Source organism: Fodinibius sp. SL11 (assembly GCF_052060035.1).
Classification (GTDB): Bacteria; Bacteroidota; Rhodothermia; order Balneolales; family Balneolaceae; genus Fodinibius.
Window position 1 is genome coordinate 33,303 of the sequence record NZ_JBPOEA010000009.1, and the last position, 17,683, is coordinate 50,985.

The window sequence follows — 17,683 nt, forward strand, 5'->3', positions numbered from 1 at the left end:
AAGCAAGAGCATTAGAAATTTTACACTCAATCATACATTATAGTGAGTATTTTAGTTACCGGCGGTGCCGGATTTATTGGTAGTCATACCGTTGTTGAATTGTTGGAAAATAACGAAGACGTCATCGTTGTTGATAATCTAAGCAACAGTAAAAAAGAAGCCCTTAATCGCGTTGAGGAAATCACAGGAAAATCACTCACTTTTTATAAAACGGATCTTCTCAACAAAAAGGGTCTGGATAAGATATTCAGCAATCATAAGATTGATTCGGTAATTCACTTCGCCGGATATAAAGCCGTAGGCGAATCAGTAGAAAAGCCGTTAATGTATTATCACAACAATATTACCGGCACGATATATTTATGTGAGGTAATGAAGGAACACGGCGTCAACAATATTGTTTTTAGCTCCTCTTCTACCGTCTACGGTGATCCCGAAGAAGTGCCTGTTCAAGAGCATTTCCCCGTTTCGGCAACGAATCCATACGGACGTACGAAGCTTTTTATCGAAGAAATTCTGCGAGATTTATATACGGCCAATGAAAGCTGGAATGTAGCACTCTTGCGATACTTTAATCCCGTGGGAGCACATCCAAGCGGAAGAATCGGTGAAGATCCTAATGATATTCCCAATAACTTAATGCCCTACATTACTCAAGTAGCCGTTGGTAAGCTTGAAAAACTTTCTGTGTTTGGAGATGATTATCCCACACCCGACGGAACCGGCGTTCGTGATTACATCCACGTTGTAGACTTAGCAAAAGGTCACTTGAGCGCACTTGAAAAACTAAAGGAAAATCCGGGTGTAGTTACTTATAATCTGGGCACCGGAACCGGTTACAGCGTTTTAGATGTAGTAAAAGCGTTTGAAAAAGCCTCCGGCAAAGAGATTCCCTACAAAATTACTGATCGTCGGGCAGGAGACATTGCCATCAACTTTGCAGATCCATCTAAAGCGGAAGAAGAATTGGGCTGGAAAGCTGAATACGATCTCGTAGATATGTGCCGTGATTCATGGCGATGGCAATCACAAAATCCCGATGGATATTAAGCGATTACGAATCAAAATCCCTTTTTACGGCCAGAAAAACGACGTGGTAATTCACAGATACCAAACCGTCCTCTTGGGTATCCCAATGATCAACAAGCATCGACATTTCTTTTGATGTCAGCTGTCGACCCTTTTTCAACGTGTCCATACCCAAGCTTTTAAGTTCATCAAAAAAGTGCTTAGCACTTTCATATTCGCGGGTGATAGTATCCTCATAATAATCCACCTGAGCCGGGCCAACAGACATCTTGATAACCATTTCTTCCACATCAGGTAATTCGTTGGCTGTAAAAGGTATACCCAGCTCCCGGCAATATTTTCTCCACGTAGGGAAACTTTCATTTCCGGGAAAAGAGGCCAATAATAATCCTCCCGGTTTTGTGATTTCTAACCATTTTGCCATTGTTTGAGCAGGGTGATCAAACCAATGGGCTGCAAATCCACTTACTGTCATTGCATAATACGGATCCTCATAATCGGGCACTTGTTCTGCATCCCGAACTTTAAAATTCAGGTTGTCATGATCCACTAACTTATTGCCACAGAAAGCGATCATATCTTTCGACAGATCCGTAACCTCAATTTCTCTGCCCGGATATAAATCTGCCAGTCCTTTTGTGACAAATCCTGTTCCCGCACCCAATTCAATAATTGGACCCGAAGGAAGAATATCCCTCCAGGGCTGAAGTGAAGCAATTAAACGATGAGCTACCTCTTTCTGCAAATCAGCATGTTCATCATAAAATGATGCGACACCGCCAAAAGAATCGGCTATCTGTTGTTTGATCTCATTGTCAATGATCACTGATTGTTCATCCATATCCGATATATAACCTACAAACTTCTATTCCTGCGATGCCATATTTCCTTGCTCTTTCTGCCACGTGGAATCGCTTTTAAAAGTGCGAATCATAGCTCGGAACTGCCGTACAAAGCGGCGTTTAGAGTATTTAGGAGCAAACTGAGCAAATTCCAACATAAACAGACGCTGAGACTCTTCATCAAACACTGTTAAATTAACAAACGGGCCGGCCATGGCATCATTGGTCATCGTCCATACTCCCAACGTTTCAAACGCTAAATCACCGTTATACGAAAACTGCTCAGTTTCATGAGGGCGTTTATAGGCAGTTGTTACATAAGAATCTTCGCGCGATCCCCGAATCCATTGTTCATTGAGAGAATCTCTTTGGGTATTGATCCAATCCTCATCGATATCATTGGCATTATCAACCTCTTTCCACCACAACCAAAACCATCGGTCATTTTCGGGGAGTGGACGTCGCATTGTCATAAAATGTTGCTCCTGTCCATTTGCCGAATAAGTCGTATCGATATTCTTAATCCAGTCATGCTGAATACGCATTCGCCAGCCTTCGGTTTGCCAAATACTATCAGCCAAAGCCACCTGCTCTCCGCGATTATAAATTTCCTGAGTGTAGCGCTGTATTTCCTTATCAACCAAATTATCCGTTAACGTTTTCTTTGAATTACGAATTTGCCGGGCCAAGGCCGAATCAGATTCTCCCGATAAAAGCATAAGCCATTGGTCGCGATACCAGTGATCTTTCAATGGAAAAGCAAATGATTCCCCTTCTCGAACTTGACGCTCAATTTCATCACTTAACAACGCCCGGATCAAATCCGCGGTATTAGTGCTGTCAGTGATGGGAGCCGCAACAATTAAATTTCGATACCGCTTGAGCTGATCTAATTGTTGATTGGTCTTAAAATCCTGAAATCGGAGATCAAAAAGCGGCGGTTTTCCCGGAATGGTTTGAATCCACCCTCCGAATGTTTCTCGCAAAGCATCAGCCGTCTCGCTTTCGAACTGGGTGGAATCCATAATGACTACAACCTCTCCAAAGCTACCACGAGCTTTCTGACGATAATCGCCCTCACAGCCAACCCAAACGCCTATTAACAGAAGAAATACCGATATCTTTAATACTGATTTCATAGCCTAAATGCTTATTTAATAATATTATTCCTTACCATACTTCAACCTTCTAACAAATGCAAAAACCTCATCTTTCCATCCTTCTTCAGGATAATGCTCTCGGATGGTATCAATCAGTGCGCTACCCACAATAAAGCCATCCATTTCAGCCGCAATTCGCTGAGCGTCTTCATGAGATTTTATACCAAAACCGACCATTTTCGGATTTCGAGTCACATTCTGTTTTACTCGGTCAATAAAACGCTGAACAGAGTTAGCTACTTCATCACCCTCCCGGGCTCCTGTAACACCAGTAACCGACACACAGTATACAAAACCTTGCGACTGCTGATCAATCTTCCGCATGCGTTCATTGGATGTATTGGGAGCCACCAAATAAATAATCGGCAACCCATTCTTTTCTGCTTCATCTTTTAAAATTCCAGACTCTTCAATGGGTATATCAGGGATAATCAGTCCATCTACACCGGCTTTGGCGGCATCTTCACAAAATGCTTCTACCCCATATCGTAATACCGGATTGATATAGCCCATCAAAATAATTGGGATGTCAGACTTCTCCCGGACTTGCTCAACCATTTGCAGAATTTTCTTCATCGTGATCCCCTGCTGGATGGCAACGTTACTTGAATATTGAATAGTCGGACCATCGGCCAGCGGATCGCTGAACGGCATCCCCAACTCAATCATATCCACGCCATTATCCTCAAATCCCAAAATTAGTTCTACGGTGGCTTTAGGATTAGGATAACCGGCTGTTAAAAATAGGCTCATAATCTTTTCTGAGCCATCGTGACGTTCAAAAAGTTGCGATACTCTGTTTTCAGTTTGAATCATTGCATATTCATTTTAAAAAAATCCAAATTGCACGAATTCGACTAATTTATAAAGATTTAAATTTACATCAGTATAAAAATAGTAGTATCCGCATTGTCGGTGTTCTACAGATTATTAGAAATAGTAGTCATATCTTTGTCCCCACGTCCGGAACAATTCAGCACCACAATTTCATCTTTAGATGTCTTAGGCATCAACTCATCTAAATACGCGACTGCGTGTGCCGTTTCCAACGCAGGAATAATACCTTCGGTTTCGGAAAGAAGTTTAACCCCTTCCATCGCCTGATCGTCGGTAATCGCTTTATATTTTACACGCCTGGTTTTATGTAGATACGAATGTTCGGGGCCAATGCCCGGGTAATCAAGTCCGGCCGAAATGGAATGGGCTAATTGAATTTGTCCCTCAGAGCTATGTAGCAAATAGCTCATAGACCCATGTAATACACCGGGTTGCCCTATCGTAAGTGTTGCAGCAGTTTGGTCGGTATTAGCACCTAATCCGGCAGCTTCCAAACCATACATTTGCACCGATTCATCTTCAATAAATGGATAGAAAATTCCAATTGCATTTGATCCGCCGCCCACACAAGCAAGTAGATAATCGGGTGCTTCTCGTCCCTCGGCTTCTGCCAACTGACTTCGGGTTTCATCCCCAATCACACGGTGAAAATTACGTACCATTTTGGGATACGGATGCGGACCTACGACCGAACCGATAATATAAAACGTATCCTCAACATTAGTCACCCAATCGCGAATAGCTTCATTGGTGGCATCCTTTAGCGTCTGAGAGCCGCTGGTGACGGGACGTACTTCGGTTCCCAGCAATCGCATCCGCTCCACATTCAACTTTTGGCGCTCCATATCTTCTGCCCCCATATACACGATGCAGTCCATGCCGAATTTAGCACAAGCTGTTGCCGTGGCCACGCCATGTTGACCTGCACCTGTTTCTGCAATAATTCGATCTTTACCCATGCGCTGTGCCAGTAAAATCTGTCCGATCGCGTTATTGATCTTATGCGCTCCCGTGTGACACAAATCCTCTCGCTTCAGGTAAATTTTGGCCTTTCCATAATGATCAGTTAGCCGATTGGCATAAGTTAATTTAGTAGGGCGACCTACATATTCATTCAATAATTGACGATACTCTTCCTGAAAACTGTCATCAGCCCATGCTTCATCATAAGCCGCTTCCAATTCCTCTAAAACCGGAATAAGAATCTCCGGGACAAACTTGCCGCCAAAATCGCCGTAATATCCTTCCTTCGTCGGTAAATCGTATTTCATTGTTTTCTTCTATTTTATGGATCCTGAAAAAAGTTCAGGATCACATACGCCAGTTAAAAGTGGAATTTCTTATTCAATACTTATTACAAAATACTATAGTTCTCCAACCTCCTGTTTCTCCCAAATATCGCGCATCTCTTCCATAAAGATATCTACCTTGTCAAAGTCCTTTGCGCCGGGCTTTGATTCCAAACCACTTGACACATCCACTGCAAAGGGATTTACTTGTTTACAAGCTTTTCGAACATTTTGGGGGGTTAACCCACCTGCCAGAAAGTATGGCATGCCCTGTGAAACCTCGTCCAAAATAGACCAGTCAAAAGCCTGCCCGGTACCACCCCATTTATCATCTACTTTCGTATCAAAAAGCAGATATTCAACATGATCCAAAAAAGGTTTAATACGCTCATTCAAATCTGAGGTCGTATCATCGTCCTTAACGTGGATAGCTTTAATTATCGGCTTATCGACCAGCGAACAATAGTTAGGATTTTCGTTACCGTGCAACTGCACTAAATCAATACCTGTCTGACGTGCAATCATATTGACATCATCCAAAGGTTGATTCACAAAAACGCCCACGCAATCAAGTCCATGCAGCCAGTTAATCATCGCACCCGCTTTGGCCGGTGTAACATGACGGGGACTATCCTCATAAAACACAAAACCCATATAGTGGGCCAATGCACCGGATACAAATCGAGCATCTTCCAGCGATGTGATACCACAAATTTTAACCTTGGTTCGTTCTTCCGGATCTGCAAACATTTAATCGACTTTTTCTTTATTAATTAAATTCTGTAATTCTGATTTCATTCCCTTGACCGCTTCGCCAGGATTAGGCTGACGCATAAAATGCTCTCCAATTAGTGCCGCATGGATTCCTTCATCGAAAAGGAGCTTCAAATCTTCCGGCTTTCCGAGCCCGCTTTCAGATACCAACACCGTATCGTCCGGTGCTTTATGCAGCAGCTCAATACCGTGATGCAGGTCAACTTCGAAGGACCGCAAATCCCGATTATTCACGCCTAAAATATCAACGTGGTCAAAGGTAACATATTTGATATCCTCCTCGGAATAACATTCCACCAGCGCCTGCAACCCAAACTCTTCAGTAGCATGCAAAAGCTCATTCAATTGATTGCCCTCAGTAATTGTAGCAATCAATAAAACGGCATCTGCCCCATACGCCTTAGCCTCCTTAACCTGATAGGGGTCAACAATAAAATCTTTGCGCAGCAGTGGAATAGAGACTTCTCTCGAAGCTATTTCTAAATAATCAAGGCTTCCTTTAAATGCCGGTTCATCCGTCAACACAGAAATGGCAGAAGCGCCACCTTTTTGGTATTGCCCGGCTATTTTTTGAGGATCAAAGTCAGGACGAATAAGGCCTTTCGAGGGAGAAGCTTTTTTGATTTCAGCAATAATAGCCACATCCTCATCAGCCCTTAATGTTTCACCGAAGTTTCGCGGTGCTTGTTCAAAAAGTTCCAATTCTCCCAAATCACGAAAGCTAATTTTACGCTTTCGCTTTTTTAGATCAGTCTTCGTTTGTTCAACAATTTCTTCTAAAATATTCGGCATGGTATTTATTTATTAGCAACATCGTTCGAAGCTTCAACATAGCTGTCCAATGCTTTTTTTGCTTTGCCAGATTGTAAACTTTCCTGCGCCAGCGTTCGTGCTTCAGTTAAATGATCAACTTTACCCGATGCGTGAATTCCAAAGGTTGCGTTCAGCAGAATTACATCACGTTGGGCCTCGGTAGCTTTATTATCCAATATCGAACGTATGATATTCGCATTATACTCAGCATCTCCCCCCTGCAGTGCACCCAGATCGGACCATTCGAAATCCAGCGAACGCGGATCAAAGGTCGTCGATTCCTTTACCATATTATGATTGAGCTCGTAAATTTCTGACTGCGCAGACAGACTCACTTCATCCAATCCATCATGGGCATTCACCGTATAAGCAAACTCCGTATCCAGATTAGCAAGAATATGGGCAATCTCACGGGCTACCTCCCTGCTGTACGCTCCAATCATCTGACGCTTAACTCCAGCAGGGTTTAAAAGCGGTCCCAAGATGTTGAAAAAAGTTCGAATCCCCATCGTGCTTCGGGCCGACATTACGTGCTTCATCGCCGGGTGAAAATTAGGGGCAAACATAAACACGAGACCCGCTTCTTCAAACACTTGTTCAATTTGTGCCTTCTTTAAATCTATTACAGCACCCAGTTCCTCAAGAACATCGGCACTTCCGCTCTTGCTGGAAACACTACGATTACCGTGTTTGAGTACAGGTACCCCCGCACCTGCTACAACAAACATGGAGGCCGTTGAAATATTGAACGTCCCCGAACTATCCCCTCCCGTTCCACAAAGATCAACAGCTCCGTCAACATTCACCTCTGGCTTTACTGCGGCTTCCCGCATTACACGGACAAAAGCTGTAAGTTCTTGCGTTGTTTCTCCTTTGGTTCGCATAGCAGTTAAAAAAGCAGCCACCTGTTCATCGGGAATTTCTCCACTAATGATTCTATGGAGCGCACTTTCCGCCTCCTTTCCATTGAGATCCTCACACCGAACAAGCTTTTCTAAAATTGAACTAAAATCTATAACTTTATGCATTGCAGTTAATTAATACTTTTTCCTAATAGATTGCTTATTACTTTTTTACCTTCTCATATTCAAGATCCAACCAGTTTCTCACGATACTTGGTCCTTCCTTCGTAAGGATGCTTTCCGGATGAAACTGTATACCTTCAAGAGGATATTCACGATGTCGCAACCCCATGACAACATCATCATCGCTGTACGCTGATACTTCCAGCACATCCGGAATACTATCAGGATCTAATACCAGCGAGTGGTAACGGGTAGCAGTAAAATCATCTGGAATATTCTGAAATACCGATTTCCCATCATGGCTTATAGTAGACGTCTTTCCATGCATCAATTTTGGAGCATGGACTATCTTTCCACCGAAGACCTCTCCTATGGCTTGGTGACCCAGACACACGCCTAAAATGGGTGTCTGCAGGCCTAACGCTTCGATCAACGGCTCGGTAATGCCTGCATCTGCAGGACGCCCGGGACCGGGCGAAATGAGGATCCTGTCAGGATCTAACGCCTTTACTTCCTCCACGGTAAGTTCATCATTGCGGATCACCTTGTAGTCATCCGTGTACTCTGCAACAATGTGCACAAGGTTATAGGTAAAGGAATCGTAATTGTCGATGATTAAAATCATAATGTGGTTTTTAAATACTCCATGTCATTCTAAACTTATTACGGATCATACCTTTAATCCGTTCTCTAAGAAATATCTTTACGTTTTAAAGTCATACGTCTTAAACAATCCCGTTACCTCACGCACAGGCCCCATAACCTCTTCCGCGCGTTCTCGGGCTTTCTTACCACCTTCTTTGAGGATATCACGAACGGTATCCAAGTCCTGAGACAATTCTTTTCGACGTGCCCGTGCTTCAGCAAAATAGTCCTTAATCATACCCAGCAGCTCTTTCTTAGCGTGACCGTAACCATATCCTCCGGCCCGATACTTTTCAGCAATCTCATTCTGTTTCTCTTCATCGGCAAACAGCTTAATCAATGCAAACACATTACAACTATCAGGATCTTTCGGCTCATCCAGAGGAGTAGAATCTGTCTGTATTGACATCACTTTTTTCTTAAGCTCCTTCCCTTCGTCAAAAATGCCAATGGTATTGCCGTAGGACTTACTCATTTTTTGTCCATCGATGCCGGGAACAACAGCCACTGATTCCAAAATATGCGGCTCGGGAAGCTTCAGGTATTCATCCCCATAATTGTGATTAAACTTTCCGGCCAAATCACGACAAATTTCAATATTCTGTTTTTGATCCTGTCCAACGGGCACCAAATCTGCATTATACATCAAAATATCAGCCGCCTGCAGGATTGGATAGGTAAACAAACCAATGTTCGGTTTCAGTCCCTGTGCCACCTTATCTTTATATGCAACGCCCTTCTCCATCAGGCTAACGGGACAAAACGTTCCCAAAATCCAAGCCAGTTCGGCGTGCTGGGGCACATCACTCTGGGCAAAAAAGGTGGCTTTATTGGGATCTAATCCCAGTGCCAGGTAATCGAGCGCAACGTCTATAGTATTCTGATAAATTTCTTCGCCGTCATTAATAGAGGTTAAGGAGTGATAATTAGCGATAAAATAAAAAGCATCGCCCTCCTCCTGCATCTGAATATGCTGGCGCAAGGCTCCAAAATAGTTGCCCAGATGTAGTTTTCCTGATGACTGTATGCCTGATAAAATGGTTTTCATTGTTCCTTAAATCATATTTTGTTCAACAGCAGAGTTACGTTGAGGATTTCAATTTATCCTGTAATGACCTCGGTATACTCTGTAGTTGTTAAATTAAAGTTAATCTGTTATCGACAAGGCCACACTAAGAGCTTCTACCAACGCTCCGGCCTTATTTTTTGTTTCCACATATTCTTTTTCGGGGTCGCTGTCTGCTACAATACCGGCACCGGCTTGAATATACACTTTTGAAGCAGTAACAAGCATCGTGCGAATCACGATACAGGTGTCCATGTTGCCGGAGAAATCGAAATAGCCAACGGCCCCTGCATATGGACCACGCTTGGTGGGTTCCAGTTCATCAATAATTTCCATTGCCCGAATTTTCGGTGCTCCGCTGACTGTCCCCGCCGGGAAACAATGCTTAAGAGCATCAACTGCAGTTTTACCTTTATCTAATTCCCCTTTCACATCCGAGACAATATGCATCACATGTGAGTAACGCTCGATCACCTGCTCTCGTACCGGCTTTACCGTAGCCGGTTTACAGACGCGCGATAAATCATTGCGTCCTAAATCCACCAACATCACATGTTCGGCGATTTCCTTAGGGTCGTTCTTTAGATCATCTTCGAGCTGCAGATCCTCTTCCGGTGTTTCGCCACGAGGACGGGTCCCCGCAATGGGGAGTAACTGGGCGGTATCATCTTGTACGCGAACCAATACCTCCGGCGACGAACCGACCAATCCAAAATCATCAAAATCTAAAAAGAACAAATACGGCGACGGATTAACCATTCGCAGCGCACGATACAACATAAAGCGATCTCCTCCGAAATCCGTTTCAAATCGTTGCGAAAGTACGACCTGGAAAATATCCCCCTCGTAAATATATTCCTTGGCCTTTTCGACCATGCGCTTAAAGTCAGGCTTTTCAATATTGCTGGACAGGTTATCCGGATTGATGGTAAACGAATCCGTTGAACGCTCGGGCTGGTAAACCAGCTCCTCCATCTTTTCGAGCGATTGTTGCGCTTCCTCAAATAATGTCTCCGCAGATTTTTCGATGTCATCATCCACAAAAACTGTTTTTATAATAATCACCTGCTGCTTTACGTGATCAAAAGCGTATACTTCATCATAAAAAACCCAAAGCGCCTCTGGGATATTAAGATCATCAGGTGGGGTTTTTCCCAATTGCTCTACTTCTCGAACTGTATCATAAGAGGAAAATCCAACGGCCCCACCAGTTAAGCGCGGGAGATCAGGTAGTTTGGGCTCGCTGTGCTGTGTCGTCAGATCTTTGAGTGCTTCAAAATACGATTGATCAAGCGTTTTCGTATTGCTATCGCGTTGCAAGGTTACCTGCTCTCCGTCGTATTGCAGCACTTGATAGGGATTGCACCCCAAAAAGGAATACCGGGCCAGTTGTTCGCCGCCCTCTACTGATTCTAACAAAAAAGGGTAACGGGCATCTTTTCGAAGAGATAAAAACAACGAAACGGGTGTTAAAACATCGGCCATTAGTCGGCGATATACCGGGACCGCTGTATAATTCTGTGCTAACTTCTTGAATTCTTGTAATTGCATGTAATTCTTTTCTAAAGAGATCCTGAAATCAGATCAGGGTAACACGATTTTAATTTGTATAAATAAAAAAGCCCACTCCAGTTTCCTGCAGTGGGCTCTATAAAATTCTTTTCATCAACCTAACTCATAAAAATGCCACTGCCTGTATATGTTTCTTCACAGGCCACCACCAACTGATATTTTTATGAGCATATTTTTTCATAACGACCTGAAGATAGTATCCGGCAAACCGAAAATCAACAAGTTTATTTGGGAATAATAAAACCTATATTTGAACTCTGAATAAATGCAATTTTATGAGAGTGGCACTCAAATTTTTTTCAATTTTATCTTTTTTGCTATGGGGATGGACTTTTCATAGTAATGGCCAAATAATCGGTCCTGTCCCATCTCCTACTGAATCAATAGCTCAAAATTCGGTTTCAAATATAGCTGCTCTGGGTGATACGCTGTGGATTGGTCCCGCCCTCAATAGAACTATTGATAATAATCCCAACTGGTTTTATCCCGAAGGGGCATCTGAAATTATCAATGAGAATGGACGTGTTTTTTCATTGGCTTTAGCACCTGATACCGTCATTGCTGGATTAGGTTTTAATGCTAATAGCCCCGACGGCAGCGTGCAAGCAGGATTGGGATATCATATCAGTACCGATGGCGGAGATAACTGGAGTTTTATTGATAATCCTAATGAAAGCGAAGAGGATACCGCTTTTGTCTATGGAGGAACTACTTATCAAAAGCTGCCGGTAACAGCCCGGGAACAATCGCCTCCTTTTGAAATAACACAGCAAGGCAACACTGTTTTCTCAGCCAACTGGGCACTGGGTATAACCCGCAGCAAAAATTTCGGCAGCAATTGGCAGCGTATTATTCTTCCACCACAACAAGCCGATAGTTTAACTCCCGACCAAGAATATCATTTCAACAGTCAAGAAGGCAATCGTTACGATCCACGCTACGATCAAAACCTGCTTGGGTTTTCAGTTTTTATCGATAATCAGGACCGTGTTTGGGGAGGTACAGCAGGCGGACTTAATATCTCTGATAATGCGTTAACCGCGCCCACGGATAGCATCAAGTGGAAGCACATACAATTTGATAATTCAGAAAATGGATTGCCCGGCAATTGGATTATCACCATAAAACAACAGCCCTCAACCGGTGATATCTGGTTGACTAACTGGACAAGCGGCCTCAGTGATAACGAGCAATACGGTATTTCACGGACAAATAACAGTGGCCAGAGCTTTAACCACTATTTATCCGGTGAACGTATCAATGATATTGGGTTTAGGAACGGAAATATTTATGCTGCCGGCGATGATGGGCTTTTTAAAAGTATCGACAACGGAGTCAGCTGGACTCGAATTCCACAAATAAAAAGTACCAATACGTTTATCAAAGAATCTGCACAGTATTATAGTTTGGCTTCGACTAAGAATCGGTTGTGGATTGGTACAAGTGATGGATTGGCTTCAACCACTGATGGCGGACAAAGTTGGCAAATTACACGTGTAGATTTCCCACTGGACGGGCAAAACCGCTACCAGCAGAAAGCTCCGTCAGTGGATACTTATGCTTATCCCAACCCCTTTTCCCCCCGACGGCATGATATTGTTAGAATAAAATATAATGTATCAAAAGCTGGAAACGTGCAAATTCGTTTATTTGATTTTGGGATGAACCTAATTCGGGAGCTCGACTCTGGGTACTTTTCTGATGGGACCTACGAAGCTGTTTGGGATGGCAGTGACCAGCAAGGGAACCAGGTAGCCAACGGAGCTGTATTCTATCAGATTGATACGCCCGGTAACACTATCCGTGGTAAAATATTAGTCGTTGATTAACGATATGACAAAGATAAATTCATATATCAAGTTGGGATTATCCGTTGTTTTACTGACAGGATTATCGATGACGGCTTTTGCACAAAACGGGGGATCAGCCGGGTCATTCAGCCGGTTGGGATTTGGTCCGCGCGGCATGGCCATGGGCAATGCGTTAGTTGCGAATGCAGAGAACGGAATATACAGTTATTATAATCCTGCTCTCGCCGCTCAAAGCTCTTTTACGCAGATTGATTTAAGCACAGCCGCCATGAGTTTTGATCGAAGCCTCAATACCGCAAGCGGCACGTTTCAACTGCCTCCAACCGCAGGTGTGTCGCTCTCGATTATTAATGCCAATGTCTCTGATATAGACGGGCGGTCATCCAGCGGATACCATACAGAGATGCTCTCTACGCAAGAGTATCAAATAGCGGCAGCGTTGGGACAGGAAATTGGAGATCGATTTTCCATTGGTGTTGGGCTAAAATATTATATTTCAGACCTGCATAATGATCTATCTAATGCCAAAACGCTCGGTATAGATATTGGCATACTGTATCTGTTTTCGGATCGATTTAAGGCCGGAGCTGTTGTCCGCGATTTACTGGCATCCTACCGTTGGAGTTCCGGCACACTATATGGAGATAATTCTTCATCTCGGGCCGATGACTTTCCCACTCAAATACAGCTTGGAGTATCTTATATACTTACTCCTACTCTGTCCATTAACATTGAGGGCGGAAAAATAGTACATCAACATCAATCTAAAACTAATTTTAAAATCGGCAGTACTTACCAGCTTCACGAACGCATTACCCTGCGAGGGGGCTGGCAGATCGATGATCTTTCATCCCTAAAGCAAACTGATCATTTTAGTACAGGATTTTCGGTCCATCTCCCCTTTGATTTATTCTCCCCTTCTATCGATTATGCCTTTGTGCAAGAACCCAGTAATATTTCCTACATGCACACCTTTGGAATCCAGTTAAAGCTATGATTCGAAATTGTACCGTTATTTTAAGTTTTTTTGCCCTCTTTTTGGGCGGGATGTCAGTCTCTGCACAAGATTCTGGTCTGGATATTTTAACCATTGGGCCCGGAACACATGCATTGGGATTAAATGAGGCCGTTACCGCCGAACTGCTTGGGGCTTCCAACTTATATTCCAACCCTGCAAATTTAGCACTGGAGAATAGTTCCAGCCTTAATGCCGACTATACCCTGTGGATAGGCGACCTCACCCTTACGCATGCGGGTGTTAATCTCCAAAACGAAAATCGAGCACTTGCCTTCGGATTTCTAAGCTCGCAAGCAGATAATATTCCATTGCGAGGTAATCAGCCGGGACCACCTGATGGATCATTTAATATCAGCTCCATTGCATTGAGCGGGGCGTATGCATATAAAATCGGCCGGGTGGCCTTGGGAGCTACATTACAATATTTACGAGAAGAATATTACATCTATAATGCTTCAGGATATTCCGCTAATCTGGGAGCAGCCGCCCAATTCTGGAAAAATAGGATTCGGTTTGGTACCAGTTTACTGAATTTTGGAAAAATGAATGAGCTCAGAAACCAAGCAACCGAACTCCCTACTACCGTTAAAGCTGGTTTTAGCGCCAATCTATTTACTTTTACCCCTCCTCAAAATAACAGTTTACCGATCTCAGTAGCTATAAAAAATGATATAGTAATTCCATTGAAGAAATCGCGCCGCACCACACAGGAAAGCAACGCTCGGGAAATCTATACGAACGTAGCAGTGGAGATATCGGTAGCCGAAATTATAGGATTACGCACCGGCTACAAGACTGGAGATACCGTCCGTCCATGGAGTGCAGGACTGGGATTGGATATGGAATCGATTTCAGCTAATTATGCAATTATTCCTTTCGAAACAGGGTTTGGAACCGTTCATTCGCTGGGAGTTAGCTATCGGTTTTAGCAGAAATAACAACATCTAATTAATTCCCTCCTCTAAAAACTCGTCATCGCCAAAAGCTTCCTTCCAAAACAGGTAGGCACCTACTAAAATCCCCTTTATAATGAACACTGAAAAAACAATCATTAATCCCACTTCTTGAAAGAATAAAATAAGAATGCCATAGACAATAAATAGAGAGAGCTTAACCTTGTGTTTTTTAACTGACTTTTTATCGAAGCTGGGCATTTTATCAAAAGGAATAGTACTAACCATCAAAAAGGAAAGCAGTACAATCAGGGGAATTAAAACGGCGTTAATTCCGTATTCAAAACCTTCAAAAAGTTCGAGCTGATTATAAAAGGTAAGATAAAAAGCAGAAATCATGATGGCCTGTCCCGGAATGGGCAGTCCCTTAAAAAAGTCTTCTCTACTTTCCTGAACATCCACATTATAACGGGCCAAACGTACTGCCCCGCAAAGAGGAGGCAAGGCACTAAGGATAATTCCCACAAATGGAAGGTTGGCCAATCCAAAAGAGTACAGTAAAAAGCCCGGTGCTACTCCGAAGGACACTACATCACTAATAGAATCCAGTTCGATACCAAATTGACTCGTAGCATTGGAGAGACGTGCCATAAATCCGTCAAGCGCATCAAAGAGTCCCGCAAAAACAATAAGCCATGCCCCAAAAAAAAGGCGACCCTCCGCAATGCTGATAATAGCCAGAAAGCCACAAAAGAGATTCATCAACGTAAAAAAACTGGGGATAACAGTACGTGGAATCTGCTTCTTCGAACGCCCACTTTTTTTCTTCTTACGCTTTCGGCGACGACGAAATCGCTTCCACTTTTGGATGGGGTATTTCATTTCAGGTATTAATAGTAGCTAAAATTGTTTTTCCGGCGACGGCCTTTTCTCCTTCTGATACATTCACCTCAACCGAAGGCGGAACAAGTATATCCATTCTGGAGCCAAACTTCATCATCCCAAATCGCTTTCCAAGCTCGAGTTTATCCCCTTTTTCGATATGATAAACAATCCTGCGTGCAAGAAGTCCGGTTATTTGCCTAAAAAATATTTTTGTGCCTGAAGGGTGCTTTACACCAAAATCAGCTCGTTCATTCATTTCCGATGCACGATGATCATACGCAGCAAGAAATATTCCCGGTTCATATTCAAGATATTCAAGCGTTCCGGTTACCGGTATCCGGTTAACATGAACATTCAGGGGAGACAGAAAGATGCTTATCTGCGTTGACGGGCCTTGGATATATCGATCCTCATCAACCTCCTTAATTTGCACAACTTTTCCATCAGCCGGCGAAAGCACAATATTTTCTCCTTGGGTGATCTCACGATCAGGATCACGGAAAAAATACAGGATAAAAGCTACTAACAAAGCCATTGCCGTGTACAGAAGGTAAGCCGTCCAATGCGGTTCTATATACCGAGCAATACCGCTTACAATAAGTGCAAAAATAATAGTTACGAATATCGTTGTATACCCGTCGCGTGCAAACATATGTAGATAATTAAGTTAGCCGAACTGTCGTAGAATATCGTTGAAAGTAACAAAAATAAAGAGCGCTATGATCAACAAAAACCCAATCTGCTGAAGGGCCATTCGTACTTTGGGTGATGGCTCTCGGCGGGTAATTCCCTCATAGATTAAAAACATTAAATGCCCGCCATCCAGTACAGGGATGGGCAAAATATTCATAATAGCCAGTGTTATGCTTAAAAATGCAGTAATATTCCAAAAGCCGATAAATCCGCCGGCATCCGTCGCCTGCTTTGTTACATTCGCAATGGCAACCGGGCCGCCTAAATTATCCCGTACCGAAATATCTCCGGAAAACATTTTCGAGAAACCACCAATAATACCTGTGAATGTTTCTTCAGTTCTACGTAGACCAAAATCCATCGATTCAAAAAATCCGTATTGAAAGCGCTCTACGGCAAAGTAATTCTCCGGATTGGGAGTAAATCCAATCCCCAACTTATTGTTTTCATTTGGCATCAAATGAAATTGCAACACAGATCCATCACGGTTTACAGCTACTGTTATACTATCCGTGGAATTGGTTATTTTTGAGATGGCTTCCTGCAAATATGCTACTTGCTCGCCATTGATTGCCGTAATAATATCTCCCTGTTGAATACCAGCACGATCTGCGGGTTCCCCCGGTTGCACTTGAGATATCGGAACGCTGGGCATTGCATTATTAAGGGTAACTAATCCCTGTTGCCCAATCTCATCAAGCAGACTATCTGCTACAGGAATGGTAACTTGTTGCCCATTTCTCATCACGGTATAACTCAAAGAAGATGACATCATTTTATTTGGTGAAAAAAGCTCCTGAAAATAAAAAACCTCCTCCCCATTCACTCCTATCAACTTATCACCCGATTGAAAGCCAACCTGTTCCGCAAGGGAATTTTCCGCTACGTAAATACTGTCAACGCTATCGAGCTTAACCTTTGTTTCTCCATTCGAAAACGCTAATCCTGCATAAATAGCAACGGCCAGAATCATATTGAAAATAACTCCTGCCGTAATCACAATTATCCGTTGCCATACCGGTTTACTTCGGTACTCCCAAGGCTTGGGGTCTTCATCAAGATAATCATCATCCATACTTTCATCGATCATGCCCGAAATTTTCACATAGCCTCCCAACGGAGTAGCCCCAATACAATAATCGGTTTCTCCTTTTTGGAAGCCCCAAATACGAGGTGGAAACCCAAGTGAAAAGCGCTCCACTCTCATGCCAAATAATTTGGCCGCTAAAAAGTGCCCCAACTCATGAAAAAACACCAAAATCAAAAGAGCGGCGGCAAAAATTCCCAGCGTTGACAATAAACTTACAATCCATTCCATGAAACAAAATAAT

General features: G+C 43.1%; 17 protein-coding genes. 4 read left to right on the plus strand and 13 right to left on the minus strand.

Annotated features, from left to right (window positions below; all coding sequences use genetic code 11):
* Window positions 1–42: 42 nt before the first annotated feature.
* Window positions 43–1,050: a UDP-glucose 4-epimerase GalE gene (galE, locus tag ACQ76V_RS10945; RefSeq protein ID WP_441000539.1), complete on the plus strand. Its 1,008-nt coding sequence runs from the start codon at window positions 43–45 to the stop codon at window positions 1,048–1,050.
* A 4-nt stretch (window positions 1,051–1,054) separates the two neighbouring features.
* Here the strand turns inward: galE and ACQ76V_RS10950 are convergent, their stop codons facing one another.
* The 10 genes from ACQ76V_RS10950 to trpE all read right to left on the minus strand — a co-directional run bounded on the left by ACQ76V_RS10950 (window position 1,055) and on the right by trpE (window position 11,031).
* Entirely contained in the window at window positions 1,055–1,870 is an 816-nt protein-coding gene (locus ACQ76V_RS10950; RefSeq protein WP_441000540.1) for a methyltransferase domain-containing protein, read from the minus strand.
* Between the two features lie 24 nt (window positions 1,871–1,894).
* Window positions 1,895–3,010 carry a DUF4837 family protein gene (locus tag ACQ76V_RS10955; protein WP_441000541.1) on the minus strand — a complete coding sequence of 372 codons (1,116 nt, stop codon included), beginning with the start codon at window positions 3,008–3,010 and terminating at the stop codon, window positions 1,895–1,897.
* Between the two features lie 24 nt (window positions 3,011–3,034).
* Window positions 3,035–3,847 (minus strand): tryptophan synthase subunit alpha, encoded by an 813-nt coding sequence (gene trpA / locus ACQ76V_RS10960; protein WP_441000542.1) that lies wholly within the window; start codon window positions 3,845–3,847, stop codon window positions 3,035–3,037.
* 104 nt (window positions 3,848–3,951) lie between these two features.
* Window positions 3,952–5,139, minus strand: coding sequence for a tryptophan synthase subunit beta (trpB, locus tag ACQ76V_RS10965; RefSeq protein ID WP_441000543.1), 1,188 nt, complete (start codon window positions 5,137–5,139; stop codon window positions 3,952–3,954).
* A gap of 93 nt (window positions 5,140–5,232) precedes the next feature.
* The gene (locus ACQ76V_RS10970) at window positions 5,233–5,907 is read right to left on the minus strand and encodes a phosphoribosylanthranilate isomerase (RefSeq protein WP_441000544.1); all 675 of its coding nucleotides are present in this window, start codon (window positions 5,905–5,907) and stop codon (window positions 5,233–5,235) included.
* A complete protein-coding gene (trpC, locus tag ACQ76V_RS10975) occupies window positions 5,908–6,723 on the minus strand; it encodes an indole-3-glycerol phosphate synthase TrpC (RefSeq protein ID WP_441000545.1) in 816 nt (271 codons plus the stop codon).
* A gap of 5 nt (window positions 6,724–6,728) precedes the next feature.
* Window positions 6,729–7,772, minus strand: coding sequence for an anthranilate phosphoribosyltransferase (gene trpD / locus ACQ76V_RS10980; protein ID WP_441000546.1), 1,044 nt, complete (start codon window positions 7,770–7,772; stop codon window positions 6,729–6,731).
* 37 nt (window positions 7,773–7,809) lie between these two features.
* Window positions 7,810–8,394 carry an anthranilate synthase component II gene (locus ACQ76V_RS10985; RefSeq protein ID WP_441000547.1) on the minus strand — a complete coding sequence of 195 codons (585 nt, stop codon included), beginning with the start codon at window positions 8,392–8,394 and terminating at the stop codon, window positions 7,810–7,812.
* A 78-nt stretch (window positions 8,395–8,472) separates the two neighbouring features.
* The gene (gene trpS, locus ACQ76V_RS10990) at window positions 8,473–9,462 is read right to left on the minus strand and encodes a tryptophan--tRNA ligase (protein WP_441000548.1); all 990 of its coding nucleotides are present in this window, start codon (window positions 9,460–9,462) and stop codon (window positions 8,473–8,475) included.
* 99 nt (window positions 9,463–9,561) lie between these two features.
* Window positions 9,562–11,031 carry an anthranilate synthase component I gene (gene trpE / locus ACQ76V_RS10995; protein WP_441000549.1) on the minus strand — a complete coding sequence of 490 codons (1,470 nt, stop codon included), beginning with the start codon at window positions 11,029–11,031 and terminating at the stop codon, window positions 9,562–9,564.
* Between the two features lie 296 nt (window positions 11,032–11,327).
* Between trpE and ACQ76V_RS11000 the strand changes: the two genes are divergently transcribed.
* From ACQ76V_RS11000 to ACQ76V_RS11010, 3 genes are read left to right on the plus strand one after another with little or no spacing between them, the layout of a single operon-like run.
* The gene (locus ACQ76V_RS11000) at window positions 11,328–12,881 is read left to right on the plus strand and encodes a FlgD immunoglobulin-like domain containing protein (protein WP_441000550.1); all 1,554 of its coding nucleotides are present in this window, start codon (window positions 11,328–11,330) and stop codon (window positions 12,879–12,881) included.
* 4 nt (window positions 12,882–12,885) lie between these two features.
* Entirely contained in the window at window positions 12,886–13,860 is a 975-nt protein-coding gene (locus ACQ76V_RS11005; protein WP_441000551.1) for an OmpP1/FadL family transporter, read from the plus strand.
* Window positions 13,857–14,810 (plus strand): PorV/PorQ family protein, encoded by a 954-nt coding sequence (locus ACQ76V_RS11010; RefSeq protein ID WP_441000552.1) that lies wholly within the window; start codon window positions 13,857–13,859, stop codon window positions 14,808–14,810. Before ACQ76V_RS11005 ends, ACQ76V_RS11010 begins: the two co-directional genes overlap by 4 nt.
* Window positions 14,811–14,825: 15 nt before the next feature.
* Here the strand turns inward: ACQ76V_RS11010 and pssA are convergent, their stop codons facing one another.
* The 3 genes from pssA to rseP are packed head-to-tail and all read right to left on the minus strand — an operon-like array spanning window position 14,826 to window position 17,670.
* Entirely contained in the window at window positions 14,826–15,656 is an 831-nt protein-coding gene (pssA, locus tag ACQ76V_RS11015) for a CDP-diacylglycerol--serine O-phosphatidyltransferase (RefSeq protein WP_441000553.1), read from the minus strand.
* Between the two features lies 1 nt (window position 15,657).
* A complete protein-coding gene (locus tag ACQ76V_RS11020; RefSeq protein WP_441000554.1) occupies window positions 15,658–16,311 on the minus strand; it encodes a phosphatidylserine decarboxylase family protein in 654 nt (217 codons plus the stop codon).
* Window positions 16,312–16,326: 15 nt separating this feature from the next.
* The gene (rseP, locus tag ACQ76V_RS11025; protein ID WP_441000555.1) at window positions 16,327–17,670 is read right to left on the minus strand and encodes an RIP metalloprotease RseP; all 1,344 of its coding nucleotides are present in this window, start codon (window positions 17,668–17,670) and stop codon (window positions 16,327–16,329) included.
* Window positions 17,671–17,683 lie beyond the last annotated feature (13 nt).